General features: G+C 77.6%; 24 protein-coding genes. 4 read left to right on the forward strand and 20 right to left on the reverse strand.

The window, feature by feature from the left end:
• Positions 1-109 precede the first annotated feature (109 nt).
• On the forward strand, positions 110-910 hold the full coding sequence (locus tag ACFWH7_RS01005; RefSeq protein WP_378214611.1) for a thioesterase family protein: 801 nt from the start codon (positions 110-112) through the stop codon (positions 908-910).
• Here ACFWH7_RS01005 and ACFWH7_RS01010 read toward each other — a convergent pair.
• The 15 genes from ACFWH7_RS01010 to ACFWH7_RS01080 form a co-directional block, all read right to left on the reverse strand.
• Positions 897-2,225, reverse strand: a complete 1,329-nt coding sequence (locus tag ACFWH7_RS01010) for a condensation domain-containing protein (RefSeq protein ID WP_378214612.1) — start codon at positions 2,223-2,225, stop codon at positions 897-899. The genes ACFWH7_RS01005 and ACFWH7_RS01010 overlap by 14 nt on opposite strands.
• A 5-nt stretch (positions 2,226-2,230) precedes the next feature.
• Positions 2,231-3,001, reverse strand: a complete 771-nt coding sequence (locus ACFWH7_RS01015; protein WP_378214613.1) for a 4'-phosphopantetheinyl transferase family protein — start codon at positions 2,999-3,001, stop codon at positions 2,231-2,233.
• On the reverse strand, positions 2,998-3,771 hold the full coding sequence (locus ACFWH7_RS01020) for an HAD-IA family hydrolase (RefSeq protein ID WP_378214614.1): 774 nt from the start codon (positions 3,769-3,771) through the stop codon (positions 2,998-3,000). The genes ACFWH7_RS01015 and ACFWH7_RS01020 overlap by 4 nt, the downstream gene beginning before the upstream one ends.
• Entirely contained in the window at positions 3,768-5,861 is a 2,094-nt protein-coding gene (locus ACFWH7_RS01025) for a hypothetical protein (RefSeq protein WP_378214615.1), read from the reverse strand. Before ACFWH7_RS01025 ends, ACFWH7_RS01020 begins: the two co-directional genes overlap by 4 nt.
• Positions 5,858-7,594: an MATE family efflux transporter gene (locus ACFWH7_RS01030; protein WP_378214616.1), complete on the reverse strand. Its 1,737-nt coding sequence runs from the start codon at positions 7,592-7,594 to the stop codon at positions 5,858-5,860. Before ACFWH7_RS01030 ends, ACFWH7_RS01025 begins: the two co-directional genes overlap by 4 nt.
• Positions 7,578-8,735 (reverse strand): acyl-CoA dehydrogenase family protein, encoded by a 1,158-nt coding sequence (locus tag ACFWH7_RS01035; RefSeq protein ID WP_378214617.1) that lies wholly within the window; start codon positions 8,733-8,735, stop codon positions 7,578-7,580. The genes ACFWH7_RS01030 and ACFWH7_RS01035 overlap by 17 nt, the downstream gene beginning before the upstream one ends.
• Positions 8,732-9,535 (reverse strand): acyl-CoA dehydrogenase family protein, encoded by an 804-nt coding sequence (locus ACFWH7_RS01040; protein WP_378214618.1) that lies wholly within the window; start codon positions 9,533-9,535, stop codon positions 8,732-8,734. The genes ACFWH7_RS01035 and ACFWH7_RS01040 overlap by 4 nt, the downstream gene beginning before the upstream one ends.
• Positions 9,532-10,479 carry a hypothetical protein gene (locus tag ACFWH7_RS01045; protein WP_378214619.1) on the reverse strand — a complete coding sequence of 316 codons (948 nt, stop codon included), beginning with the start codon at positions 10,477-10,479 and terminating at the stop codon, positions 9,532-9,534. The genes ACFWH7_RS01040 and ACFWH7_RS01045 overlap by 4 nt, the downstream gene beginning before the upstream one ends.
• A gap of 1 nt (position 10,480) precedes the next feature.
• Positions 10,481-10,771, reverse strand: coding sequence for an acyl carrier protein (locus ACFWH7_RS01050; protein ID WP_047233438.1), 291 nt, complete (start codon positions 10,769-10,771; stop codon positions 10,481-10,483).
• Positions 10,772-10,844: 73 nt separating this feature from the next.
• Complete coding sequence (locus tag ACFWH7_RS01055; protein ID WP_378214620.1) at positions 10,845-12,161, reverse strand: type III PLP-dependent enzyme; 1,317 nt, start codon at positions 12,159-12,161, stop codon at positions 10,845-10,847.
• Positions 12,158-13,636, reverse strand: coding sequence for a preATP grasp domain-containing protein (locus ACFWH7_RS01060; RefSeq protein ID WP_378214621.1), 1,479 nt, complete (start codon positions 13,634-13,636; stop codon positions 12,158-12,160). The genes ACFWH7_RS01055 and ACFWH7_RS01060 overlap by 4 nt, the downstream gene beginning before the upstream one ends.
• A complete protein-coding gene (locus ACFWH7_RS01065) occupies positions 13,633-14,616 on the reverse strand; it encodes a 3-oxoacyl-[acyl-carrier-protein] synthase III C-terminal domain-containing protein (protein WP_378214622.1) in 984 nt (327 codons plus the stop codon). Before ACFWH7_RS01065 ends, ACFWH7_RS01060 begins: the two co-directional genes overlap by 4 nt.
• A complete protein-coding gene (locus ACFWH7_RS01070; RefSeq protein ID WP_378214623.1) occupies positions 14,613-14,879 on the reverse strand; it encodes an acyl carrier protein in 267 nt (88 codons plus the stop codon). The genes ACFWH7_RS01065 and ACFWH7_RS01070 overlap by 4 nt, the downstream gene beginning before the upstream one ends.
• Positions 14,876-15,403 (reverse strand): acyl-CoA synthetase family protein, encoded by a 528-nt coding sequence (locus ACFWH7_RS01075; protein ID WP_378214624.1) that lies wholly within the window; start codon positions 15,401-15,403, stop codon positions 14,876-14,878. Before ACFWH7_RS01075 ends, ACFWH7_RS01070 begins: the two co-directional genes overlap by 4 nt.
• Before the next feature lie 465 nt (positions 15,404-15,868).
• Positions 15,869-16,648: a response regulator transcription factor gene (locus ACFWH7_RS01080; RefSeq protein ID WP_378214625.1), complete on the reverse strand. Its 780-nt coding sequence runs from the start codon at positions 16,646-16,648 to the stop codon at positions 15,869-15,871.
• Positions 16,649-16,782: 134 nt separating this feature from the next.
• Between ACFWH7_RS01080 and ACFWH7_RS01085 the strand changes: the two genes are divergently transcribed.
• Genes ACFWH7_RS01085 through ACFWH7_RS01095 form a run of 3 tightly spaced genes read left to right on the forward strand, consistent with a single transcriptional unit; the run spans position 16,783 to position 18,817 of the window.
• A complete protein-coding gene (locus tag ACFWH7_RS01085) occupies positions 16,783-17,487 on the forward strand; it encodes a glycosyltransferase family 2 protein (protein ID WP_378214626.1) in 705 nt (234 codons plus the stop codon).
• Positions 17,484-18,161 carry a TIGR04282 family arsenosugar biosynthesis glycosyltransferase gene (locus ACFWH7_RS01090; protein WP_378214627.1) on the forward strand — a complete coding sequence of 226 codons (678 nt, stop codon included), beginning with the start codon at positions 17,484-17,486 and terminating at the stop codon, positions 18,159-18,161. Before ACFWH7_RS01085 ends, ACFWH7_RS01090 begins: the two co-directional genes overlap by 4 nt.
• Complete coding sequence (locus ACFWH7_RS01095) at positions 18,158-18,817, forward strand: class I SAM-dependent methyltransferase (protein WP_378214628.1); 660 nt, start codon at positions 18,158-18,160, stop codon at positions 18,815-18,817. Before ACFWH7_RS01090 ends, ACFWH7_RS01095 begins: the two co-directional genes overlap by 4 nt.
• Here ACFWH7_RS01095 and ACFWH7_RS01100 read toward each other — a convergent pair.
• From ACFWH7_RS01100 to ACFWH7_RS01120, 5 genes are all read right to left on the reverse strand, one after another.
• Positions 18,744-19,283, reverse strand: a complete 540-nt coding sequence (locus tag ACFWH7_RS01100; RefSeq protein ID WP_378214629.1) for a hypothetical protein — start codon at positions 19,281-19,283, stop codon at positions 18,744-18,746. The two genes, ACFWH7_RS01095 and ACFWH7_RS01100, sit on opposite strands and share 74 nt — an antisense overlap.
• Complete coding sequence (locus ACFWH7_RS01105) at positions 19,280-20,494, reverse strand: molybdopterin-dependent oxidoreductase (RefSeq protein ID WP_378214630.1); 1,215 nt, start codon at positions 20,492-20,494, stop codon at positions 19,280-19,282. Before ACFWH7_RS01105 ends, ACFWH7_RS01100 begins: the two co-directional genes overlap by 4 nt.
• Positions 20,495-20,575: 81 nt before the next feature.
• On the reverse strand, positions 20,576-21,913 hold the full coding sequence (locus ACFWH7_RS01110; RefSeq protein ID WP_378214631.1) for a hypothetical protein: 1,338 nt from the start codon (positions 21,911-21,913) through the stop codon (positions 20,576-20,578).
• 77 nt (positions 21,914-21,990) lie between these two features.
• On the reverse strand, positions 21,991-22,581 hold the full coding sequence (locus ACFWH7_RS01115) for a GNAT family N-acetyltransferase (protein WP_378214632.1): 591 nt from the start codon (positions 22,579-22,581) through the stop codon (positions 21,991-21,993).
• Positions 22,582-22,625: 44 nt separating this feature from the next.
• Positions 22,626-23,154 (reverse strand): hypothetical protein (locus ACFWH7_RS01120; protein WP_378214633.1); only part of this gene is annotated, 529 nt, incomplete at its 5' end.

Genomic DNA, 23,154 nt, shown 5'->3' on the forward strand with positions numbered 1-23,154 from the left:
GGTTTCGCCGCCCTCGGCTCCTCCCGGCGGGTCCCCCCGGCCGACCTGCGCGTGACCGCCGCCCTGCCCCGCGCCGCGGTCGCCGACCACCCACCACCTGGGGAGCACGATGGCGTACTTCTTCCGCACCGGCGCGACGACGTTCCGCGCGAGCCCGCACGTGGGAGGGGCGTGGCGCAGCGACGAGCAGCACGTCGCGCCCGCGCTCGGGCTGCTCGCGCACGTCGTCGAGACCGACCGTGTCGACCGCGGGCGCGACGACCTCGCCGTCTCGCGCCTCGCCTACGACATCTGGGGCGTCTTCCCGATCGGCGACGTGGAGACGCGGGTCCGGGTGCTCCGCCCCGGGCGGGGTGTGGAGCTCGTCGAGGCGAAGCTCTGGTGCGCGGGCCGCTGCGCCGTCTCGCTGCGGGCGTGGCTCGCGCGGACGGGTGACACCGCCGACCTCGCCGGCGGTGCGCCGGCACCCGTGCCCGGACCGGACCGGACGCCGCCCTGGGACCCCGCGACCGTCTGGCCCGGCGGCTTCATCGACTCCATCGAGGTCCGCCGGACCGCGGTCGAGCCGGGACGTGCGACGGTCTGGGTGCGCACCGACGTCCGGCTCGTCGCCGACGAGGAGGTCGGACCGCTCGCGCGCACCGCAGGTCTGCTCGACGCCGCCAACGGCATGGCCGTGCGCGCGGACCCGCGGGAGGTCGCCTTCCCCAACGTCGACCTCGCGGCCCACCTCTTCCGCGCGCCGCTGGGCGGCTGGGTGGGACTGGACACCTCGGTCGTGTTCGGCCCCGCAGGGGCCGGCGTCACGCACAGCACGCTCCACGACGAGGCCGGACCGTTCGGGACGCTCGCCCAAGCCCTCGTCGTCCGCTCGCTGGCCGCGCCGGAGGGTGCATCTACCGGCGCGTGACCTCCCCGCCGGAGCTCCCCGTGCGTGACGCGTCGAGCACGCAGCGCTCGAGGTCCCGGACGACCTGCTCCGCCGTCGCGTCGTCCAGGCGCGTCGTGTCGGCGGTGAGGACGACGTCGATGCCCCCGCCCGGTGCGTCGACGAGGTGCAGCGTGAGGGTGACGCCGCCCTGCTCGTCAGACGCGTCGGCGCGCGCGAGCCGGCGCGACCGCGACGGGCGGGCGCGCAGCGTCCGGTCGGGACCGGTGCCGCGGCGGTCGTTGTACCAGCACGTGCCGTCGTGGGCGGTCGACGGGTCGGCCGCGGCCTCCGCCTGGAGCCGGTCCTTGTCGTAGTACGCCGACCGGTACGCCGTCATCGCCGCGCGCCAGACCCGCGTGCCCACCTCGTCGAACGGCGCGTCGAGGCCGTCCACGTGCACGAGGCCCTCCATGGCCGTCGTGACGACGGCCTCCGCGAGCTCCCGGCGGAAGCGGTTGCTCACCATGACCTGGAGCGCGAGGTCGTCGCGGCCCGCGGCGAGGGCGAGCGCCCGGCACGACGCCGCGAGCAGGACGCCGGACGTGCTCGTCCGCCAGCGCGCGGCCACGCGCTCGGCCGCCGGCCCCAGACGTCGCGAGCGCAGGACCGTCTGCCGGTACCGCCGCCCGCCGTCGGGCGCCTCGGCGGGGCGCGGCGCGAAGACCTGCGCCGGGGCAGCGCGCATGGTGCGCAGGGTGCGGGCGCGCGCGGCGGCGTCGTGCCGTCGTCCCTCGTCCGAGGTCTGCCAGGCCGCCTCGCCGAGCGGCGTCCACGCCCCGACGTCGGTCGGCGCGGTGCCCGCGGCGAGCGCCGTGAGGTCGGCGTCGAGGACGGGCAGCCCCCAGCCGTCGAGCGCGGTGTGCGCGACGACGAGCGTCGTGTGGTGCACCGCGCCGTCCACCGTCACGAGGCCGGCCCGCACGGGCAGCTCGGTCGGGTAGTCGAACGCCCGGCCCCAGAGCTCGTCGCGGAGCCGCGCGCCGCACGCCGCGACCTCGTCGACGTCGGCGACCCGCTCCTCGACGACCTCGACCGTCCCGGGGCCGCACAGCTCCTGGACGAAGCCGTCGCCGCGCGGGTGGATCCGCGTCCGCAGAGAGTCGTGCCGCTCGACGAGCGCCCGCACGACGGCGGTGGCGGCCTCGGTCGGCACCGGATCGTCGAGCGGTCCGCCCCACACGAGGTTGAACTGGTGGTCCAGCGGTTCCAGCGCGGCGAGCGCCCGCCGGATCGCGGTCTGGCCCCACGTCGCGGGCGCCTCGCCCGCGCGCCCGCCGACCTCGAGCTGGTGCACGACCCTCACCGCGTACCTCCCACGCCGAACCGCACCGTGGGCGACGGCAGTTCCGCGCCCCAGACCCGGGTGCGGAGCGCGTGCGGCCGCGGCCCCGGCGTCGCGCAGGCCGCCACGGCGCCGGCAGGTGCCGCCACGTCGCTCACCCACCACTCCTGCCCGCGCCACACGCCGTCGTCGGCCCGCACGACGCCGGGGGCCCGGACGTCGAGCCCGAGCACGTCGAGCAGCCGCCCCCCGACCGCCTTGGCGCACGCCTCGAGCCGCGAGAACCGCCGCCACAGGTCGCCGTCCGCGTCCGACCGCGCGTCCGCCGGAGCGAGGAACCGCGCGGCGAGGCGGTGGACGTCCACACGCGGGTCGCGCACCTGCACGTCGACGCCCACGTCCGTCTCGGCGAGCGCGACGAGCGCGTGGTCGCCGCTGCGGCTGAGGTTCCACCGCTGCCCGACGACGGGACCCGGCTTCCCGTGCGGTCCCGCCTCCCAGCGCACGTCCGCGGGCGACAGGCCCGTGCGCGCCGCGAGGATCTCGCGCGCGGCGACGTGCGCGCGCACGTACCGCCCGGCGTCGGCCGACGAGGCGAAGCGGCGGGCGCGGGCGCGCTCCGCCGCGTCCAGCATGTCACCGTCGAGCACGACCTCACCCGCCGTCGAGCACGACCTGACGGTCGGAATGGAGCCCAGAACGGCCCCCATGTCGTGCTCGACGGCGGGGGGCGGGGTCGTGTCGACGAACCACAGCTCGACGTCGGGCTCCGGATCGACCGCGCTCATGCGACGAACTCCGGCAGGCCGTCGCCGAGCCCTTCGAGCCGGCTCTCCGACAGGACCTCGACCGGAACCTCGAGAGCACCTGCGTCCCGCGCGGTCACGACGACCTCCACCTGGCCGTCGACCGCGCAGGTGACGACCGGGCGCAGGTCCGCGACGCCGTGGTGCGCCCCGGGGACGTCGTCCGGGCCGACGGCGAGCACGGTCGCCGTCGCGCCCCGGCCCGCGGCGACCCCCGCGGCGGAGTCCTCCAGCACGAGGCAGTGGCGCGGGTCGACGCCGAGCAGCCGCGCGCCCGCGCGGAACCCCTCCGGGTCGGGCTTGCCGCGCGCCACGTCCTCCGCGCCCACGAACCGTGCCGGCACCGGCAGGCCGGCGGCTGTCAGGCGCGCGAGCGCGACCTCGCGCGCCGCCGACGTCACCACCGTCCAGGTCCGCGGGTCCAGGCCGTCCAGCAGCTCCGCGGCGCCCGGCACGGCCACGACGCCCTCGGTGTCGTCGCACGAGATGCGGTGCAGCCACTCGACCTCGCGCGCGACGTCGGCGTCCGGCGCGACGAGGCGGACCACCTCGACGTCGCGACGGCCGTGCGACGCCGTGACCACCGCGTCGCCGTCGAGCCCGAGCCGGGCCGCCCACGCGAGCGTGTGCCGCTCGATCGCGGCGGACGAGTCGACGAGCGTCCCGTCGAGATCGAGCAGCAGCGCCGCGCCGCGCCATCCCCACGCGCCCGCCGACGCGCGGTCCGACGGGGCGGTCGGGGTCGCGCTCACAGCAGCGTCTCCGCACGCGCGAGCCGCGCCTCGGCGTGGACGTCCGCGTACCGCTGCACGGGTCCCGTCGCGTGCTGCACGCCCAGCGCGGCCGGGCTCGGCCGGCCCGGCGCGTCCCCGTCCGCGCGCGTCACGACCGGGAGCACGTGCGCGGTGTCGGCGCCCACGAGCGCCACCAGAAGATCCGCCGCGGTGCGGGCCGGAGCGTCGCCCGGGTGCTCCGGCGCCCGGTGCGGCTCGCCCGCCGCTGCCCGCGGAGGCACGGCCGCCGTCCTGCGCGACGCCCACAGCCCGCGCGATACGTACCGTCCGCCGGGATCCACCCCGAGAAGCCCACGCGTCTCGGCGTGCTCGCACGCGAGGACCTCGACGACGGCCGGGCCGCCAGGCCCGTCGGGTGCCGCGGGTGCGTCCGATGCCGTGGGAGCCTCGGCTGTCTCGGGTGCGTCAGACGCGTCAGATGCCGCGGGAGCCTCGGGCGTCTCGACTGTCTCGGGACCGTCGGACCGACCGGAGGCCGCCCCGCCGTCGCGCACCGCGTCGTCGGGTCCGGCGGCCCGGTGCTCGGCGGCGCCGTCGAGGTCGACCTGCGCGCTGAGGCGACGCACCGCGTCCTCGGCGCGCGCGCCGCACGCCGGGCAGTCGTGCACGACGACGCGCACCGGCACCGCGGGTCCCGCCGCCCGGCACACGACCCCGGCGTCGCGCTCCCCGAGGAGCCGCGCGGCGGCGAGCGCGGCCCGTTCTCGTCCGGCGCCGGCCGAGCCGTCGCCCACCCGGGCCCCGACGACGGTTGCCGAACCCGGGGTTGCGGGCGACCCCGGCGTCGAAACCGCCCGTGACCCCGGGTTCGGCGGGGTGCCGGTCCGCGTCTCGCCCGCGATCACCGCGTCGAGGCCGAACGCTACGAGCTCGTCGACCACGCGCTCCGGGCGGTCGGCGGGGAGGAGGCCGGAGAGCACCCATGTCCGGACGGCGGCGGCCCGGTGCGCCGGGGCGTCGGGGCCGGCGGGCGGGGGCCAGGCCGTGCGGGCGACGTCGTGACCCAGCAGCCAGCACGCCGCGCCGAGCTCGCCGAGCGCGGCGCGCGAGACTCCGCGGAGCTCCGGGGACGCGCCCGCGACGAGCAGCGACACGTCGTGCGCGACCGTCGCCGGGTCGACGCCGAGCCACCACGACCACGCGTCCCAGCCCCAGCCGAACGGGTGCTCGAGCGGTTCGCCGACGTCCGGACGGAGCACACGCAGCGTGCAGCGTGAGTGTTCGAGCGTGACCGCGACCGGCCGGAAGGTCGCCGGCGAGCGCGACGGCTCGCGGTCGAAGCCCGGCCGGTCCCACGCGTCCGGGTCGACGGCGTCGCCCGCCGGGACGGTCGCGTGCCGAGCCCCGTGCGCGTCGTTGCCCGCGAGGCTCGGCCCGTCGCCGTGCTCCAGCAGGTGCGGCAGCGTCGCGACGACGGGATAGCCCTCGCGCGCGCAGAACGTCACGACGGCCTCGTCGTCGTCGCGCTCGTCGTCGGGCAGGGTCGCGAGGTGCGCGGCGAGGCGCAGCGCGCCGTCCGCGGGGAGGACGAGGCCGAGCGTGGGCACCCACTCGTCGTGGCCGAGCGGCGCCCACGCCTGCCCGGCGGCGGCCGCCGCACGCACGAGGTAGGCGTTGCGCGGGCTGTTCCAGTTCGAGTAGAGCGCGACCGCGTGCCGGTCCCGGGCGCGGACGGCCCGCAGGACGAGCTCGGCGAACCCCGGGACCGGTGTGACGTCGTCCTGGAGCACGAGGTGGTGCGTCGCGCCCGGCGCGACGGCGGCCCACGCGCGCTTCGCGGTGCGCAGCGGGCTGGGCGGGCCGTCGGGCTCGGGGTCCTCGACGACCCGCACGTCGAGCGGCGCGCACGCCGCGACCAGGTCCGAGACGTCGCCCCGCGCCGGATGGTGCATGACGACGACGCTGAGCACGGGCTCGGGGACGTCCGAGCCCGGACCGGCCGCCGCACGCGGGTCGGTGTGCCCCGCACCGTGGACCAGCGCGGTGCGGACCCGGGCGGTACCGACCGGCACGTCCCGGACCGGCGACGTCGACCCCCGCGCGGTCACGGCGCGACCTCCACGGCCGACCCGGCTGTCTCGGCCGTCTCGGCCGGCTCTCCCTTGGCCCGCCGTCGGACGAGGCGCACCGCGACGGGGAGCATGACGACCAGCCCGACGACGTTCGTCACGGCGATCGTCGTGTACAGCGCGGTGGGGCCGCCGCCCGCGCGCGCGAGGATGCCGCCGACGCCGAGCGAGACGGCGTGGTAGAGCACGTTGAGCGTCACGGCCACGCGCCCGTACCCGAGCTGCTCGAGCAGGGTCAGGAGGAAGAGCACGAGCCCGACGCCCGCGTACGACGGGCCGACCACGCGCAGGTAGAGCGCCGCCTGCGCGGCGACGTCCGGGTCCGCGGAGAGCTGGCCCGCGACGAGCGGCGCGGTCAGGAGGACGAGCGCCCCCACCACCACGTACACGCCCGCGACGACGACCGTGCCCGCGCGCAGCGTGCGCGGCAGCAGGCCGAGCTCCCCCGCGCCCCACTGCTGGTTCATGACGATGCTCACCGCCGCGGCGAGCCCGATGGCCGGCACGATCACGAGCGTCTGGACCGTCGCGGCGCCGCCGAACCCCGCGACGACGTCCGTCCCCGACGGCCCGAGGATCCACACCATGACGAGGTTCGTCACGGTGAGCAGGAGGTAGGACAGGCCGACCGGCAGGCCGACGCCGAGGAGCAGCCCGCGCACGTCGACCCGCTCGACCGCCGCGTCCTCGGGAGGACCGTCCGACGCCGTCGGCTCGGCGGCCGGCGCGACGGAGAGCGGGGCGGACGGCGCCGCGACCGGGGGCGGCGGCGGGGAGGACGGAGGCGGCGGCGGGGTGGGCGTGGTCCACGAGCCCGCGGGGAGCGCGCGGAGCGCCCGTCGCCACGCGGCGGCGAGCCGTTGCGGCGCGGGGTGGTGACGCAGCGCGAGCAGGCGTCGCAGCCCCGGGACGTGGCCTGGCCGCGGAAGGAGCCGGGCCCGCACGAGGAGCGCCCAGGCGACGGCCGCGCCGACGAGCGTGGAGCCCGTGATCGCGACCGGGACCGCGAGCGCGCCGAACCCGCCCACGAGCCCGACGAGCCACACGACGAGCACCTGGAGCCCCGCGACGAGCAGCGCCACGGTCGCCGACGCCCCGGTGCGCGCCCACCCCCGCAGCGCGGCGGCCGCGACCGCCGTCGGGACGGACAGCACGCTCGCGACCACGGTCCAGCGCGCGAACGCGACGAACTCGGCGACGAGCGGTGCGGGCACGGACAGCACCTCGGCGAGCGCCGGGGCGGCGAGGACCACGAGCAGCGCGACCCCGCCGAGCACCGCCGCACCGCCGCCCACGAACCGCCCCAGCAGCGCCGTGGTGGCCGACGTCGGGACGGCGGCGGCGACGTCGTCGCCCACGCCGTCACCGGTGTCGCGCGCCCTGTCCCGGACCCGAGACCCGTGCAGGCGCGCGAAGCCGACCTGCGTCGAGACGTCGAGGCCCTCCTGGACCGCGAGCACGAGGAACGTCACGGGGATGAAGAGCGACCGGACGTAGAGCGCGTCGTCGCCCATGTGCCCCAGCAGCGCCGCGATGACGAGCTGCGCGAGCGCCCCCACGACGAGCGCCGCGCAGATCGGGGCGGCGAGGCGCACGACGCGGCGGCGCAGGGTCCCGACCGTCGGCTCTGCGGCCGGTGGCGGCGGCACCTCCGGTTGCGGCGAGGCGGTCGCGACCGGGGTCGCGGCCGCCTCCCTAGACGAGCTCGGCATGCCGTGCCCTGCCCTGCAACCAGCCCTGCGCGAGGGTGAGCCGCTGGACGGTCCGCGTGCCCTCCATCATCTCCAGGCCGGGCACGTCGCGGACCAGCTTGTCGAGGTACGGGTGCTCCCACCGCGCGCCGGGGCCGAGCAGCGCGGGCACCGCGTGCGTGACCTCCTCCGCGAGGTCGAGCGCGGTGGCCTTGGCCGCCGCCGGCAGCGTCCCGTCCGCCGGGTCCGCGTCGGCGCCGCGCGCGGCCTGGTTCACGAGGGCGCGCGCGGCGTGGAGCCGGTCGTCGAACGTCTCCAGGCGCCACCGCTCGTCGGCGGTGAACGACGACCGCTCGGCGCGCACGTAGTCGAGCGCCGCCTGCGTGACGCCCACCGCGAGCGACGCGACGACGGGGCGCAGCCGGTTGAAGGTGCGCACCGCCCCGAGGAGGCCGCGGCGCGACGGCGACAGGTGCCGCCCGAGCGTGTCCTGCGCCAACAGGGGCACGTCGTGCAGCCGTACCTCGCCGAGCTGCACCGCGCGCATCCCGGTCGTCACGAGCGGCGCGGCGTCGAACCCCGGCCGGTCGGTGTCGACGAGGTAGACCCCGACGCCCAGCGGGCCGGGGCGGTGCCGCGCGAACACGACCCCGAGGCTCGCGCGCGCGACGTTGCCCACGTACTTCTTGTGCCCGCGCAGCACGGGAGCGCCGTCGACCTCGACGACCGCCGTCTCCAGCGCCGCGGCGTCCGAGCCGCGGTCGGGCTCGGTGAGGCCGAAGAACGTCCACGTGCCCGGCTGCGCCACGCGACGGTAGAAGCGGTCGCGCTGCTCGTCGTCCGCGAGGTCGTCCACGACGACCCCGGACATGGACGGCCCGGGCGCACCGACGACGACGGACGCGTCGCCCCACGCGAGCGCCTCGGCGACGACGACGCGCTCCACGCACGTGCGCACGTGCACCGGCACGCCCCGCACGCGCAGCGGGTCGTCGAGGTAGCCGGGTGGGAATCCGCCGAGCTGCCGGTACGGCAGGGCGCCGGAGTCCAGGAGCACCTGGAGCGCGGCGGGGTCGGCGTCGATCGCGAGCGCGTGCTCGCGGAGCGCCGCGCCGACGGGTCGCAGGTGGTCGCGCAGCGCGACGAGGTCGACCGTGGTCATGCGTCCTGCCCCTCCTCGCGGCCGAGCGCCCCGGCCGGCAGCGTCCCGCTCGCGTGGCCGAGCAGGTCGATCGTGCGCGCGAGCCGCGCGGCGTCGCCGTCGACGTACCCGGACGCGCCGAACAGGTTGTGGACGGCACGCGACGAGCGGTCGAGGACCGCCGTGACACGCGCGAGCGAGGACCCGGAGACCACGGGGCGTCGGTCCGGCGACCCGGCAGCCGGGGCCTCGTCCCGCGAGGCGACCCCGCCCAGGAGCGCCTGCGCCTCGAGGTGGGCGAGCGCCGCGTCGGCGAGGACCAGGCGGACGGGCGGCAGGTTCACCGTCGCCGTGCCGCCGACCGTCCGGCCGCGCAGCCGCTCGACGGCCCGGTCGGTCAGACGCTCGCACAGCCCGGTCCGGACCCAGGCGACCCCGACGCGCCAGGCGGCGTCGGCCGCGCCGGCTGCGACGCCCTCGTCGGGTGCGGCAGGTCCGGGTACCTCGGCGGCGCGCGCGGCCGGTCCGGGCGCCTCGGCGGCACGGGGCGCCCGCCACACGAGCAGCGTGCCGACGTCCGACACCACCTCGCCGACCCGCGCCCACCCTCCCGGCGGCGGGACGTCGTCGGGCAGCAGGACGCACTCGCCCGGCAGCGCCGCGACGGGCAGCAGGCCCACGAGGGCGGTGAGCGCCGCGACCGCGCCGAGCTCGCGCGCGACGGCGCGGAGGTCGGCGGGGCCGTCCACGCGGACCGCTGCGCCGCCCTCCTCGGGCAGCACCCCGCCGGTCGCGACGGGGGCGACGACGTCGGTGCTCATGCGAGCACCGCCTCTCGGGACAGGTCGTCGGCGTCCGGGGAGGTCACCGTGACAGCGCGGGGGCCGAGCACGAGGGAGCAGCGGTAGCCCAGCTCGAGGCACCGCTCGTGCAGGACGACCGGCGCGTCCGGGACGTCGTCGCACGCGGCGAGGACCTCCCACACGCCCGTCGCCGCCGCGCCCGGGTCGGCGTGCAGGACGACGCCGCCGTCGACGTCGGGCACCGCTCCCGGGTCGACGTCGACGCCGAGGACCACGCGCCGGGCGTCGGGCGACGCCTCACGCCCCGGCACCTGAGCGACGTCGTGCGCCGCGGCAGCCGGACGGGGCCCGCGAGGCGCACGCGCGACCGACAGCGCCTCGACCGGCCGGCCCGCGCCGTCGTGCCCGACGACGAGCGCGACGACGCGGTCGCGCGCGGGGACGCGCGTCGCCGTCGGGGGCAGCGTGCACTGCTCCAGGACGAGGACGAGGGCGTCTCCCCCGAGCCCGACACCCTGCGGGCCGCCGTGCGCGAGCTCCTCGTGCGCGAGGCGCATCGCGGTGAACGGCCCGGCCAGCCCCTGCTCGGTCACGCAGAACGTGTACGGCCGGTCGTCGAACAGGTCGGCGACGAACCCGCCGAGCAAGCGCTCGTGCTGGAGGTCGGGGGTCGTGACGACGAGGACGACGAGGCGCACGTCGTCGAGCAGGCCGCGCCCCGCGAGCGCGGAGCGTGCCGCGCGGATCATCGTCGGGTAGTCCCGGCCCGGGCCGGTCTCCAGCCAGTCGGTCGGCTGGCCCTCCCCGTACACGTACCGCAGGTCCTCCGCGACCGACCGGCGCGTGCCGTCCCCGACGGGGACGAGGTCGTCGACCGGGACGTCCACGACGCCCCGCACCCGCAGGACGGCGCCGCCGGGCGTCGCCCAGGATGCCGCCCTGCTCCCGCCCCCGAGCGTCACGTCAGTTCCGGGTCGAGTGCTCGACGACGAAGTCCGTCAGCGAGCCCACGCTCTCGAGGTGGTGCTGCTCCAGCGACTCCGGGTCGACCTCCATGTCGAGCGAGTCCTCGAGGGCCATGAGCAGGCCGAGGACGCTCGTGGAGTCGAGGTCGAGGTCGTCGAACAGACGGGTCGCGTCCGTGACGTCGGGAAGCGGGCGCCCGAGGACGCTCGACAGCGCCTCGACGACCGCGCCGACGACGCGCTCGCGGCCGAGGGCCTCCTGGGACTCGGTGTTCGTGCTGGTGCTCACGCTGTTCCTCCGGGGTGGTGGGTCGGGCGCCCGCGGGAGCGGGTGGCGGGTGGCGGCCAGGACGGCCGGCGGGTCAGGGTGCGGCGACGGCCTCGGCCGGGGCGACGCGCGCGCCCAGGTCGTGGAAGACCTGGCGCGACAGGAGGTCGTCGGGCGTGTCCGCGTGCCGCACGAGGAACGACTCGTCGCCCAGCGTCAGCACCTCCGCGGGGTAGCCGTGGCTGAGGAAGTGCACGGGCGACGCCGTCGCGCCGTACGCGCCGGACCGGTCGACGGCGACGAGGTCGCCGGCCGCGAGGTCCGCCGGGAGCGGGACGGCCTTGCCGATCGTGTCGTTGGGCGTGCACAGCGGGCCGGTGACGTTCCACGGCACGTCCTCGGCGCCGGACGCGGGGCCCACCTTGCGCATCGGGAAGTTGCGCTTCACGAACGAGCCGATGCCGACCGCGGCCATGTGGTGGTTGGTCCCGCCGTCGGCGACGGCGAACCGCTCGCCCATCGACTCCTTGACGTAGCGCACGCGCGCGACGTACGTGCCACACAGCGCCACGAGGTAGCGGCCGAGCTCCATGACGAGGTCCGTCGCGGGGTGCCGCTGCACGAACGCCTCGACCACGGGGTTGAGCGCCGCGGTGAGGACCTCGACGTCGAGGTCGCGCTCGCGCTCGAAGTACGCCACGCCCAGACCCCCGCCGACGTCGACGAGCTCGAGCGGGAAGCCGAGCCGGTCCGCGAGGCGCTCCGCGAGCTCGAAGATGCGCGTCGTGTTCTCGACGATCGTGCCCTCGTCGAGGATGCGGGTGCCCATGTACACCTGGACCCCGACGACACGGGCCGTCGTGAGCCCGGCGCACAGGTCCGGCGCGTCGAGCAGCTGCTGCTCGTCGATGCCGAACTGGCGCGGCTTGCCGCCCATCGTGAGCCCGGAGCCCTTGACGGAGAACGACGGGTTGACGCGCAGCACGACGCGCGCGGGCCGCCCGGTCGCGCGGGCGAGCTCGTCCACCAGCGCCAGCTCCGGGAGCGACTCGACGATGATCGCGCGCACGCCCGAGTTGAGGCACGCCACGAGCTCGTCCCGGCTCTTGCCCGGCCCGAGGAACAGCACGTCCTGCGGCTCGACGCCCGCCGCGAGCGCCGTGCGCAGCTCGGTGAGCGACGACACCTCGGCGTTCGCGCCGAGCGAGTGCAGCAGCCCGCAGACGCTGACGTTCGGGTTCGCCTTGAGCGAGTAGAAGATCCCCAGCGCCGGGTGCAGCCGCTCGCGCAGGGCGCGGTAGTTCGCGGCGAGCACGTCGCCGTCGTACACGTACACGGGCGTGCCGAACTCCTCCGCGACCGCGGCGAGGTCCGCGCTCCCGGGCGTCGGCCGGCTCGGCGTCGCGGTCATCGGGGGTCTCCTTCGGTCGGGTCCGCGGTCGGTCCTGCGGCGGTGCGCCCGGCCAGCCGCTCCGTCACGGCGCGGTCGAGGCGGGTCAGCGCCTGCTCGTCGGGCGCGACGAGCAGGCCGTGGAGCCGGCCGGCGAACGTGCCGCCCGGGGTCGGGGACGACGCGCCGGCGTTGACCGTGCCCGTCCCCTGGACGACGAGGCCCGCCTGCCCGGCCGCGCCGGGGAGCAGGTCGCCGAGGACGTCGTGGAGCGCCGCGAACGACAGCGGGGCGTCGAGCACGAGCGGGTACTGCCGCGCGAGCGCGACCCACCCCTCCGGCTGGAACCGCTCCTGGAGGGGGACGGTGTACGTGGACATGTTGCTGCGCGCGTTGATCTCCAGCACCGGCAGCAGCGAGCCGTCCGTGCGCACGAGCGCGTCGACCCCGACGAGGCCGTGGAAGCCGTCGGCGGCGAGGCGCGCGCCGAGCCGGCCCGACAGCGCGGCCAGCGCGTCGACCTGCTCGGCGGGCAGGCGCGACGGGATGCGGTGGCCCTTGTGGACGCCGCCCTCGGTGATCGCCTCCTTGACGAAGTCGAACGCGACCGAGCCGTCCTGCGCGACCGTGAAGTGGTAGTTGAGGTCGGTGGCCTTGTCCGCCCAGACCTCCACCACGACGGCGAGGCGGTCGTCGCCCGAGCGAGCGGCGCGGCGCGTGACCATGCGCACCAGCTGGTCGAGGCGGCGCGGGTCGTCCACGACGAGGATCCCCTTGCCGGAGACCCCGTACGCGTCCTTGACGCCCACGGTCGCGCCGTCCGCGACGAGCCGGCCCGCCTCGGCGCACGCGCGCTCGAAGTCCTCGACGGTCCGGCACGCCCACCCGCGCGCCTGCTCGATGCCGAGCTCGTCGCACAGGCCGCGGCTGTAGACCTTGCTGTTGACGGCCTTGGTCGTCGCGGCGTCGGTGAGCACCGAGCGCAGCCCGGTCGCGACCGCGAGGTCTTCCTCCGCCGACGACGTCCCGTGCGCGAGGAGGCGCACGCCGTCCGCCGCCAGGTCGCGCAGGCGCGCGAGCAGCACGGGCGAGTCGAGCGCGTCGAGGGTGACGGTGCGCAGCGGGTCGCTCGACTCGGCGACGTGCACGGTCGGGAGCCCGACGCCGAGCGCGTCCAGGTGGGCGAGGTGGTCCGGGTCGGGCTCGGACTTGAGCACGACGTGGTCGTCCGGGCCGGCGAGGAGCAGCGCGAGCTCGTCCATGCGGTTGACGAGCGCGGCCGTCGCCGACGCGCCCCCGACCGAGGGCAGGCCGACCTCCCCGACCGCCCACGCGTCCTCCACCTCGAAGTTCCCGAGCAGCACCAGCGGCGCGTCCGGGGCGCCCGCGAGCGCGCGCTTGGTCCGCGCGAGGAACGGCTCGGTGCCGGCTGCCTCCAGGGCATCCGGGGCAGCGTCCGGGGCGGCGGCGGCCTCCGCCACCTGCTCGACCGTCATGCGGGCTCCTCCGTCTCGTGGGGCGCGTAGCGCAGGACCATGGCGGAGAACGTGGCACCCAGCCCGACCGCCACCATGAGGAACGGGTCGCCGGGGCGCAGCCGGCCCTCGGCGCGCGCGGCGGCGTAGCCGATGAACGAGTCGGCGCCGAAGCAGTGGCCCGTCACGGGCACGTCGTCGAGCCGGACGCGCGCGATCGGCAGACCGAGGCGCGAGCACAGGCGCCGCCACGACACGCGGTTGACGTTGTGCGGCAGGACGAGCGCGAGGTCGTCGAGCGCGAGGCCCGCGCGCTCGACCGCCTCGAGCACGACCTCCGCGAGCACCTCGGTGTACGCGACGCCGAACGGCCCGGCGAGGTCCTCCGGGAGCGGGACCTGGTGGTACTCGCCCAGGGTGCGCGTCGCGTAGGACAGCACGGGGCTGCCGGTCGGGCCCTCGGCAGGCCCGCCCACCCGCCCGGACGCCGCCACGAGGACGGCCGCCGTGCCCTCGCCCATGATCGTCGTGCCGTCGATGAGGCGGGACCCGGGGCTGAACGCCTTCTCGCCGGTGAGGACGAGCGCGAGCGCGTCGGGGTCGCCGTCGGCGGCCAGCAGGCGCCCCGCGACGTCCACGGCGAGCAGCGCGGACGCGCACGCGTGCTGGGTGAGGGTCCACACGACCGCGTGGTCCAGCCCGAGGCGCTCCGCGGCGTCGTGCAGGGGGTTGACCCCGACCGGGGCGACCGTCGCGATGGTGCGCGCGCCCAGCACGTACCGGACGCGATGCTCGTTCCCCGCGAGGCCGGGCACGGCGCGCGCCGCGGCGACGAGCAGGTCGGTGAGGCTCTCGTCCGGCGCCGTGCACACCTCGCGCAGCCCGAAGAAGCGCTCGAACACGCCGAGCTCGAGGTGGTCGAGGCCCAGCTCGTCCGCGAGGTCGCGGATGGGCACGCGCGTCGCGGGGACGTGCGCGCCGACGTCGACGAGGGTCGTCATGCCGCGGTCCCGGGAACGTCGACGACGCTGCGCAGGTGCTCGGCGAGCGCGCGGGGCGTCGGGTTGTCGACGACGGCCTCCGGGTCCAGGTCCACGCCCAGCGCGTCCTCCAGGTCGCCCAGCAGGGCCAGCACTTGGACCGAGCCGAGGCCGAGCCCGGCGAGGTCGCCCGCCGGGTCGACGTCGGCCGGGGCGATCCCCAGGGCGGCGGCGACGTGGCGCAGCACGAGGTCGTCGAGAGCGTCGGGCAGCGGTGCGGTCATGATCGGGTCCCTGCGAGCTCGGTGCGCGCGCGGTCCCGGGACGCGCGCAGGGAGTGGAGCTCGGCGAGGTCGCCCCGGCCGTGCAGGTCGCGCGCCCGACCGCGCTGGATCTTGCCGCTCGTGGTCCGCGGCACCTGACCGGGACGCACGAGGACGACGTCGTGCACCGCGGCGCCCGAGACGGAGGCCAGGTGGGAGGCCATCTGTCGCACGACGGCGTCGAGCTCGTCCTCGGCGCTCGCGCCGTCGAGCCGCGCGCCCGGCGTGGGCCGGAACTCCTGGACCGCGCACAGCGTGCCCGGCAGGCCCTCCGCCTCGAACACCGCGCCCGGCCGGCCCTCGGCCCCGGGGTGCAGGCGGCGCAGCTCGCGCTCGAGGTCGTAGGGGTACAGGTTGCGCCCCGCGACGATGAGCAGCTCCTTGATGCGCCCGGTGACGACGAGCTGGCCGCCGTGCAGCGCGCCGAGGTCCCCGGTCCGCAGCCACGGGCCCGTGCCGTCGGCCGCGACGGCGCCGAAAGTCAAGGCCGGGGCGGGCGCCCCCCCGGCGCCCCCCGGGGGGGCCCCCCTCCGCCGTGGCGGGAGCCCCCGCCGCACCGACGCCCGGGCGGCCCGGGGCGGCACCGGGCACGTCGCCGGCCCCGGCGTCGTCCACGTCGCCGCCCGCGTCGTCGCCGAGGCGCCGGGCGAGGAGACGGACCCGGCGGGCGTCGTCGGCCACCGTGCGACCGAGGACGAGCGCGATCACGACCGCGAGCACCGACGACGCCCCGAGCACGAGGCGCACGACGCCCGCGTCGTGCTCCGACAGGAACATCGCGGACACGTTGACCGAGAGCGCCACCACGACCGCGGCGAACGGGACGAGCGCCGCGACGACGAGCGCGAGGACGAGCGACACGCGCCGCGCCGCGCGCACCGCCCACGCCCCGAGGAGCCCGACGACCACCGCGCAGCCGGCGGTGACCGCGAGCATGAAGCCGACGTCGGTCACGGCCCCCACCGTCCTGGCCCGGCCGGGACGTCGGTCGTGCCCGGCGCGTCCGCCGACGGCGCGACGAGCGCGTACCCCGAGCCGCGCCGGTTGACGACGAGCGTCGGCTCGCCCGGGTCGTCCTCGAGCTTCGCGCGCAGCCGGCGCACGTGCACCATCACGGTCGAGTCGTCGCCGAAGCTCCACCCCCACACGCGGTGCAGCAGCTCCGCGCGGCCGAACGCGCGTCCCGGGTGGCGCGCGAGGAAGTGCAGCAGCGCGAACTCGCGCGGCGTGAGGGCGACGGTCCGCCCGCGGTACCGCGCGGTGCGGTCGGTCGCGTCGACCACGAGGTCGCCCACGGCGAGCCGCGTGGGCGCGTTGTCGACGAGGACGGGTCCGCGCCGCAGCAGCGCCTCGACCCGCAGCACGAGCTCGCGCGCGTCGAACGGCTTGACGACGTAGTCGTCCGCCCCGACCTCGAGCCCGCCGATCCGGTCGTCCACCGTCCCGAGCCCGGACAGCAGGAGCACCGGCGTCCCGTCGCCGTCCGCGCGTCGGCGCGCGAGGAGGTCGAGCCCCGAGCGACCCGGGAGCCGCACGTCGAGCACGACGGCGTCCGGCCGCCATGCGCGCCACACCCGCTCGCCCTCCAGCGCCTCCGTCGCGGTGCGCGCCGCGTGCCCCGACGCCTCGACGTGCGCGGCGACGCTCGCCACCGTCAGGGCGTCGTCGTCGACGACGAGGACCCGCGACGACGCGGACCCCGCCGGCCCGTCGTGCGCAGTCGTGGTCATGCCAGCACAGTAGCGCCGCGCCCCGGCCCGCCCCGGACGGACGGCGCTCCCTGTGGCCTGGTCGCGGGAGCCGTCAGGGAACCGTCAGGTGCCCCCGCGCGCCCCGGGCACAGGGCGCGCCGTACGGTCGACGGGTGACCAGCGTCCCCCCGGACGCTCCCGCGAGCGCCGACGCCGCCGGGGGCGCCGCACCGAGCGTCGACCTCGTCCTGCCGTGCCTCGACGAGGCGGCCGGGCTCGCCTGGCTCCTCCCCCGGCTGCCCGCGGGCGTGCGCGCGGTCGTCGTCGACAACGGCTCCACCGACGGCTCGCGCGCGGTGGCCCTCGCGCACGGGGCGCTCGTCGTCGACGCGCCCGTGCGGGGGTTCGGCTCCGCGTGCGACGCCGGCCTGCGCGCCGCGACGGCGGACGTCGTCGCCTTCTGCGACGCGGACGCGAGCCTGGACCCCGCGGACCTGCCGCGCGTCGTCGGGCCCGTCGCGCGCGGCGACGCCGACCTCGTGCTCGGGCGTCGCGTCCCCTCCGCCGGCGCGTGGCCGTGGCACCTGCGGCTCGCCAACCACGAGGTGGCGCGCCGGGCCCGGCGCCGGACGGGCGTCGACGTGCACGACCTGGGGCCGATGCGCGCCGCACGACGCGAGGCGCTGCTCGCCCTCGACCTCGCCGACCGCCGCTCCGGCTACCCCCTCGAGATGCTCGTCGCCGCGGCCGACGCCGGCTGGCGCGTGCGCGAGGTCGAGGTGCCGTACCGGCCGCGCCTCGGCCGCTCCAAGGTGACCGGCACCCCCCTCGGCGCGTGGCGCGCCGTGCGGGACATGTCGAGGGTGCTGGCGTCGTGACGGCGGTCGTCCGGCCGCTCGACCCGCCGCGCACGGTCGTCGTGCTCGCCAAGGCGCCCGTGCCGGGGCGGGTCAAGACGCGCCTGACCGCCCGGCTCACCCCGGCGCAGGCGGCGGACGTCGCCGCGGCGGCGCTCGCCGACACGCTCGACGCCGTGGCCGGCCTGCCGGGCGACCACGTCCTCGTGCTGGACGGGGAGCCCGGCCCCTGGGTCCCCCGGCGGTTCGAGGTCCTCCCCCAGTCCGCGGGCGGGCTCGACGACCGGCTCGCCGCCGCGTTCGACGACGTGTTCGCGCGCCGGCCGGGCCCGGTGCTGCTCGTCGGCATGGACACGCCGCAGCTCGCTGGAGAGCTGGCCGCGGTCGACCTCCACGGGCACGACGCCGTGCTCGGCCTCGCCGAGGACGGTGGTTTCTGGGCCGTCGGGCTGCGCTCGCCCGACCCGGCGCTCTTCCTCGGCGTCCCCATGTCGCGGCCGACGACGGGCGCCGCGCAGCTCGAGCGCCTGCGCGCGCACGGGCTCGACGTCGGCCTCCTCCCGACGCTGCGCGACGTGGACGAGCCGTCCGACGCCGAGGCCGTCGCGCGCGACGCCCCCGGGACCGCGTTCGCGCACCGGTGGCGCGAGGCCGTGGCGCGCACCGGGCGCGGGGCCCGGACCGGGCGACCGTGACGGTCTCCCCAGTGGGCCGGGTCAGTCCCGTCGTCCTCTACGAGGCCGCGCTCGGTGGGGTGCCCGTCGTCGCGCTCGACGGCGGCACCGCGCGACCGCTCGACGTGCGCACGTGGGCGGCACCCGCCACGGCGTCCGACGACGTGCTGCTCGCGCGCTGCGAGGCGCCCGTGCTCGACGTCGGCTGCGGGCCCGGACGCCTCGCCGCCGAGCTGGCGCGGCGCGGGGTGCCGTGCCTGGGCATCGACGTGTCGCGCGACGCGGTCCGGCGCGCGCGCGAGCGGGGCGCGGTCGCGCTGCGCCGGGCGGTCGAGGCCGCGCTCCCCGGGGAGGGACGGTGGGGGACGGTGCTGCTCGCCGACGGCAACATCGGGATCGGCGGCGACCCCGGCGCGCTGCTCACGCGCTGCCGCGACCTCGTGCGACCGGACGGGTCCGTGCTCGTGGAGACCGACCCCGACCCCGAGGTGCACGACCTCTCGCCCGTCGTGCTGCGCGCCGCGGACGGGCGTCTGAGCCGGCCCATGCCGTGGGCGCGCCTGGGAGCGCACGCGCTGCGCGACGTCGCCGCGAGCGCGGGGCTCACCGAGGTCGAGGAGTGGACGGCCGGCGGGCGGAGCGTCGTCGTGCTCCGCCGGGCCCGCGTCCCGCGCTGAGGAACGCGCCCACGACGACGCCGGCGCCCACCACGAGCACGGCGGTCGCGATCGCGGGCAGCGGGTCCTGCGGCACCACGGACCAGTGCCGCCGGTCCGCGGCGCCCGCCACGACCGCCACCGCGAGCACCGCGAGCGCCCCGGCGGCGAGCAGACCGCCGCGCAGCGGCGCCCGCCACACCGGCGGGACCCGGGGCAGCACGAGGGCACCGAGCGCGAGCGCGAGCGGCGCGAGGACGGCGTCGTGCACGACGACACCGCCCGCGAGCCACGCGAGGACCGACGTCCACTGGCCGCGCGGCACGGTCGACCACGCGGTCCAGGCGCCGAACGCGACGGCGGCCGCCCCGCCCGCGACGAGGACCCGCCGCGCCCCACGCACGACGGCGCTCGCCGGGCGGGCCGCGCCGGGGGGAGCCGCGGGATCCGCGGGACGCAGAGGGCCCGTGGGCTGGGCGCGGCTCACGCCGCATCCCCGGCGGGCAGGACGACGATCCGCGAGACCCACTTGGTCTGGAGCACCCCGGGCCGGTTCGGGGCGACGACGCGCGCCGGGTAGCCGTGGTCGAGGTCGAGGTCCTCGTCCGCGAGGCGGAGCGCGAGGAGGGTGTCGTCCGCGGCGACGTACGCCGCGGGCAGCGTCGACTCGCGGTACGAGCCCCCTTGCTGCAGGCTCTCGACGCGGACGTCCTCGCGCCCGGTCCCCCCGACGAGCCCCGCGAGGTCCCGCACGCGCACCCCGTCCCACGTCGCGGTCGCGCTCCAGCCCTCGACGCACGCGATCGGCACGACCGCGCGGACGAGGCCCAGTGCCGCGAGCTCGTCGCGCGAGAGCGACCGCTCGCCGGCCGGGCCCGAGAGGCCGAGCCGCCAGGCCGGGTCGGCGGCGGTCTGCTCGACCCCGGCGGAGCGCGCGGTCTTGTTCACGGGCAGCCCCTGCGGCCCGACCCGCGGGTCCCGGGGCGCGAGCACCGCGAACGGCGCGAGCGGCCGGACCGTCTGCCCCACGGTGAGCGCGACCACGCCGAGCGTCGTCGCCGCGACGGCGGCGAGGAAGCCGCGGCGCGTCGTGCCGGCCGCGGCCGTGTCGGCGGGGGCCGTGTCGGCGGCGGCTGCGGCTCCGGGTGCGGCCGGCTCGACCGGGGACGACTCGCGCGCGTCGTCGACCGTCGAGCGCAGCGCGGCGACGATCGTGGGGAGCTTGACCCCGACGTGCACGAGCACGGACCCCAGCACCACCCACGCCACCGCGTAGTGCACGCGCACGAAGCTGAACCGCCACGGGTAGACCTGGAACACGTTGAGGACGCCCGTGACCACCTGGAACGTGGTCGCGGCGACGAGCACCGCGACGGACGCGCGCTCGAGCGCGTGGCGCGCGCCGCGCAGCGCCGGGCGCTCGAAGAGGCGCGGGTACGCGGCGTAGAGCTTGGCGAGCAGGAGCGGCACGCACGCGAGGCCCACCCCGACGTGGACGCCCTGCGTCAGGCGGTAGCCCCACGACGGCGCCGGACCGAACGGCAGCCACGTGACCGGGTGCTGGTGCAGGTGCGAGAGCAGCCCCGTGAGGAAGAGGACGACCACGGCCGATCCCAGGAGCGCGCCCACGCGCGCGACGACGCGCGGGTCGTGGACGGGCGACCGGAAGTCCGCGGTCCGCGGTGCCGTCGTCCTCATCCCTCGAGCGTAGGGCGGCGTCCGGCGGCGGCACCTGACGGTCGTCTGACGGTGCCTCCGGTCTCCGGGGCGCCCGGCGGCTCACCACGGCGAGCGCAGCACCGTCGCGAGGACGACGGTCGCCGCGCCCTGCGCGGCGAGCCACCACCGCCAGCCGGTGGCGCGCCGGGGGTCGACGAGCGCCGCGGCGGCCGGCGCGACCCAGCACGCGAGCGGCAGCCAGATGCGCTCGACCTCGCCGCGCTCGAACCCGGAGACCGCGCCGAGGAGGGCCGAGCCGAGCGCGACGAGGACGAGCGCGCGCGTCGTCCGGTCGAGGCGGGTCACGCGCGTCAGGCCGCCCACGCCCGCGGGGCCCACGAGCACGCCGAGCAGCACCACGTCCGCCACGAGGAAGTAGAGGTAGGGCCGGCCGGTCCCCGACCCCGCGGCCCACTCGGCCTGGGTCGCCACGACGCCGTCCCACAGCCAGAAGCCCGCGGCGCCCCAGGCGACCACCACGACGACGACGGCGAGCGCCGCCGCCGCCGTCGGCGCCCACCGCCGCGTCGCCCACGGCACGACGAGCGCCACGACCCCCATGTGCACGAGCCCGTAGGACAGGAACAGGCACGAGCCGAGCAGCACCCCGGCGAGCGCCGCGACCGGCCAGCGCACGCCCGCGCGCGGCGTCGTCGACGCGACGGCGAGCGCGGCGACCCCCCACGCGAGGACCGCTGCGAAGAAGGCGTCGGCGCTCGTCGCGACCCACAGCGCGGCAGGGGCCAGGACGACGGCGGGCAGCGCGAGGCGCGCGGTCCGCTCCCCCGCGTCGCCGCCGAGCCGGCGCACCGTGACCGCGACCGCCACCGCGACGCTCGCGCCCGCGACGACCACGAGCGCGCTCGCCCACCCGGCGCCTCCGAGGCCGAGGCGGTCGAGCGCGGCGAGCACGACGACGAACCCCGGCGGGTGCCCGCGCACGTGGATCGGGTACTCGGCGAGCTGCTCCGTGAAGGTCGCGACGAACGCCGCGGGGTCGGCCGCGGCTCCGGGGACGACGGGCAGGTAGTCGTGCCGGCCGCGCATCGGGGCCGCGAGGGCGTCCCAGGAGGTCAGCGCGCCCAGGGCGACGGTGAACGCGAGCGCGACGACCCCGGACACCGCGAGCAGCGCGGGCCAGCGCAGCGTCGTCGCGACCCGCGGGCCCAGCGCGACCACGGCCCCGGCCAGCGCGAGCGCGACCACCGTGCCGGCCCCGGCCCGGACGTCCCAGTGGCCGACGAACGGCTCGGCACCCGTGAGCAGCACCACGCCGTCGCGGTCGCGGAGCGCCCACGCCCAGGCGGCGAGGCCGCGGACCGCGAGCAGGACGAGGACGACCGCGGCGACCGGGACGAGCCACGAGGGCCGTGGGCGGGCACGCGTCGGTCGTGGCACGGCACCTCCTGCGGACGGGTGCTGTCGACGCTACCGGCCGGGCGCGCCCCGGTCCCGTGATCGCGGGCCCGCGGACCTTACGGTCTGCTGACCTCGGCGCCGTGGTCCTCGCCCGGCGACCCGGTGACCTCGAACAGCTCGCAGGTCGTGTCGTAGTAGGCGTCGGTCGTGCCGCGGTGGGTCATGCCGATCCGCCGGCACACCGCCTGGGACGCCGCGTTGTCGGCGTGCGTCACCGCGACGACGCGGTCGAGCCCGCGCTCGAACGCGTGCTCCAGCACCGCGGCGGCCGCCTCCGTCGCGTACCCGCGGCCCCACACGTCGGGGTGGAAGTGCCACCCGATCTCCGTGTCGCCCGACGGCTGCAGCGGGTCACCCGTGCCGGACGCCGGGATGAGCTTGAGCAGGATGGTCCCCACGGGCGCGGCGTCGGGCAGGCCCGTGCCCTCGCCCTCGCGCGGGACGACGGCCCACACCCCGTGCGTGCCGTCGTCGGCGGCGGCCCAGCGCTCGACCCGCTCCAGCGCCTCGTCGCGATGCTCCAGGACGCGCGGCGTCACGCCGATGAACCGCATGACGTCCCAGCGCGAGTAGATGTCGAGCACGGCGTCGGCGTCGTCGGGCTGCCAGGGCCGGAGGGTGAGGCGCGGCGTCGTCAGGGTCTGCATCGGCCCAGGCTACGGGCCCGACGCGGGGCTCTGGGCGCGCGGCGTCAGACGATCTTGGGGAACGCGAGGAGGAAGCCCACCCCCACGACGAGGACCACGCATGCGAGACCGGTCATGGCCCACGCCGCGCGCTCCGAACGGAACCGACCGGCGAACGCCCCGAAGAACAGCACGAGCGCGAAGAGCACGGTGGTGAGCGTGTAGTTGTCGCCCCGCTGGTTGTTCTCGAGCGCCTGCGCGAAGAGGGCGTCGGCGCGCGCGTCCGCCTCGACCGCCTCCGCCTCTCCTGGCGGGACGTAGACGTCGAGAGCGAACGGGCTCGGTGCGGCCTCGGGGTTCTGCAGAGGGCGCGACGCGAGCCACTCGTCGAACGCGGGCTGGAAATGGGGCGTGAAGCGCGCGCGCGTGAACTCCTCCAGCACCGTGTCCCCGGTCGCGTACGCCTCGAGCCACAGCGAGAACACCTGGAGGTCGACCGAGCGCGCCGCCGTCGCACGCGCCACCGCGGGGGCGGGCCCCAAACCCAGCGGCGGCGCGCGCGCGAAGGCGAAGCTCAACAACCCCCCCCCCCAG

Source organism: Cellulosimicrobium cellulans (assembly GCF_042723955.1).
Taxonomy (GTDB): Bacteria; Actinomycetota; Actinomycetes; order Actinomycetales; family Cellulomonadaceae; genus Cellulosimicrobium; species Cellulosimicrobium cellulans_H.

Excerpts from the sequence above, each read along its gene's own strand:
- ACFWH7_RS01005 (WP_378214611.1), top strand. The coding sequence starts at position 110 with ATGGCGTACTTCTTCCGCACCGGCGCGACGACGTTCCGCGCGAGCCCG.
- ACFWH7_RS01015 (WP_378214613.1), bottom strand. The coding sequence starts at position 3,001 with ATGAGCGCGGTCGATCCGGAGCCCGACGTCGAGCTGTGGTTCGTCGAC.
- ACFWH7_RS01030 (WP_378214616.1), bottom strand. The coding sequence starts at position 7,594 with ATGCCGAGCTCGTCTAGGGAGGCGGCCGCGACCCCGGTCGCGACCGCC.
- ACFWH7_RS01035 (WP_378214617.1), bottom strand. The coding sequence starts at position 8,735 with ATGACCACGGTCGACCTCGTCGCGCTGCGCGACCACCTGCGACCCGTC.
- ACFWH7_RS01040 (WP_378214618.1), bottom strand. The coding sequence starts at position 9,535 with ATGAGCACCGACGTCGTCGCCCCCGTCGCGACCGGCGGGGTGCTGCCC.
- ACFWH7_RS01055 (WP_378214620.1), bottom strand. The coding sequence starts at position 12,161 with ATGACCGCGACGCCGAGCCGGCCGACGCCCGGGAGCGCGGACCTCGCC.
- ACFWH7_RS01060 (WP_378214621.1), bottom strand. The coding sequence starts at position 13,636 with ATGACGGTCGAGCAGGTGGCGGAGGCCGCCGCCGCCCCGGACGCTGCC.
- ACFWH7_RS01065 (WP_378214622.1), bottom strand. The coding sequence starts at position 14,616 with ATGACGACCCTCGTCGACGTCGGCGCGCACGTCCCCGCGACGCGCGTG.
- ACFWH7_RS01070 (WP_378214623.1), bottom strand. The coding sequence starts at position 14,879 with ATGACCGCACCGCTGCCCGACGCTCTCGACGACCTCGTGCTGCGCCAC.
- ACFWH7_RS01080 (WP_378214625.1), bottom strand. The coding sequence starts at position 16,648 with ATGACCACGACTGCGCACGACGGGCCGGCGGGGTCCGCGTCGTCGCGG.
- ACFWH7_RS01105 (WP_378214630.1), bottom strand. The coding sequence starts at position 20,494 with ATGAGGACGACGGCACCGCGGACCGCGGACTTCCGGTCGCCCGTCCAC.
- ACFWH7_RS01115 (WP_378214632.1), bottom strand. The coding sequence starts at position 22,581 with ATGCAGACCCTGACGACGCCGCGCCTCACCCTCCGGCCCTGGCAGCCC.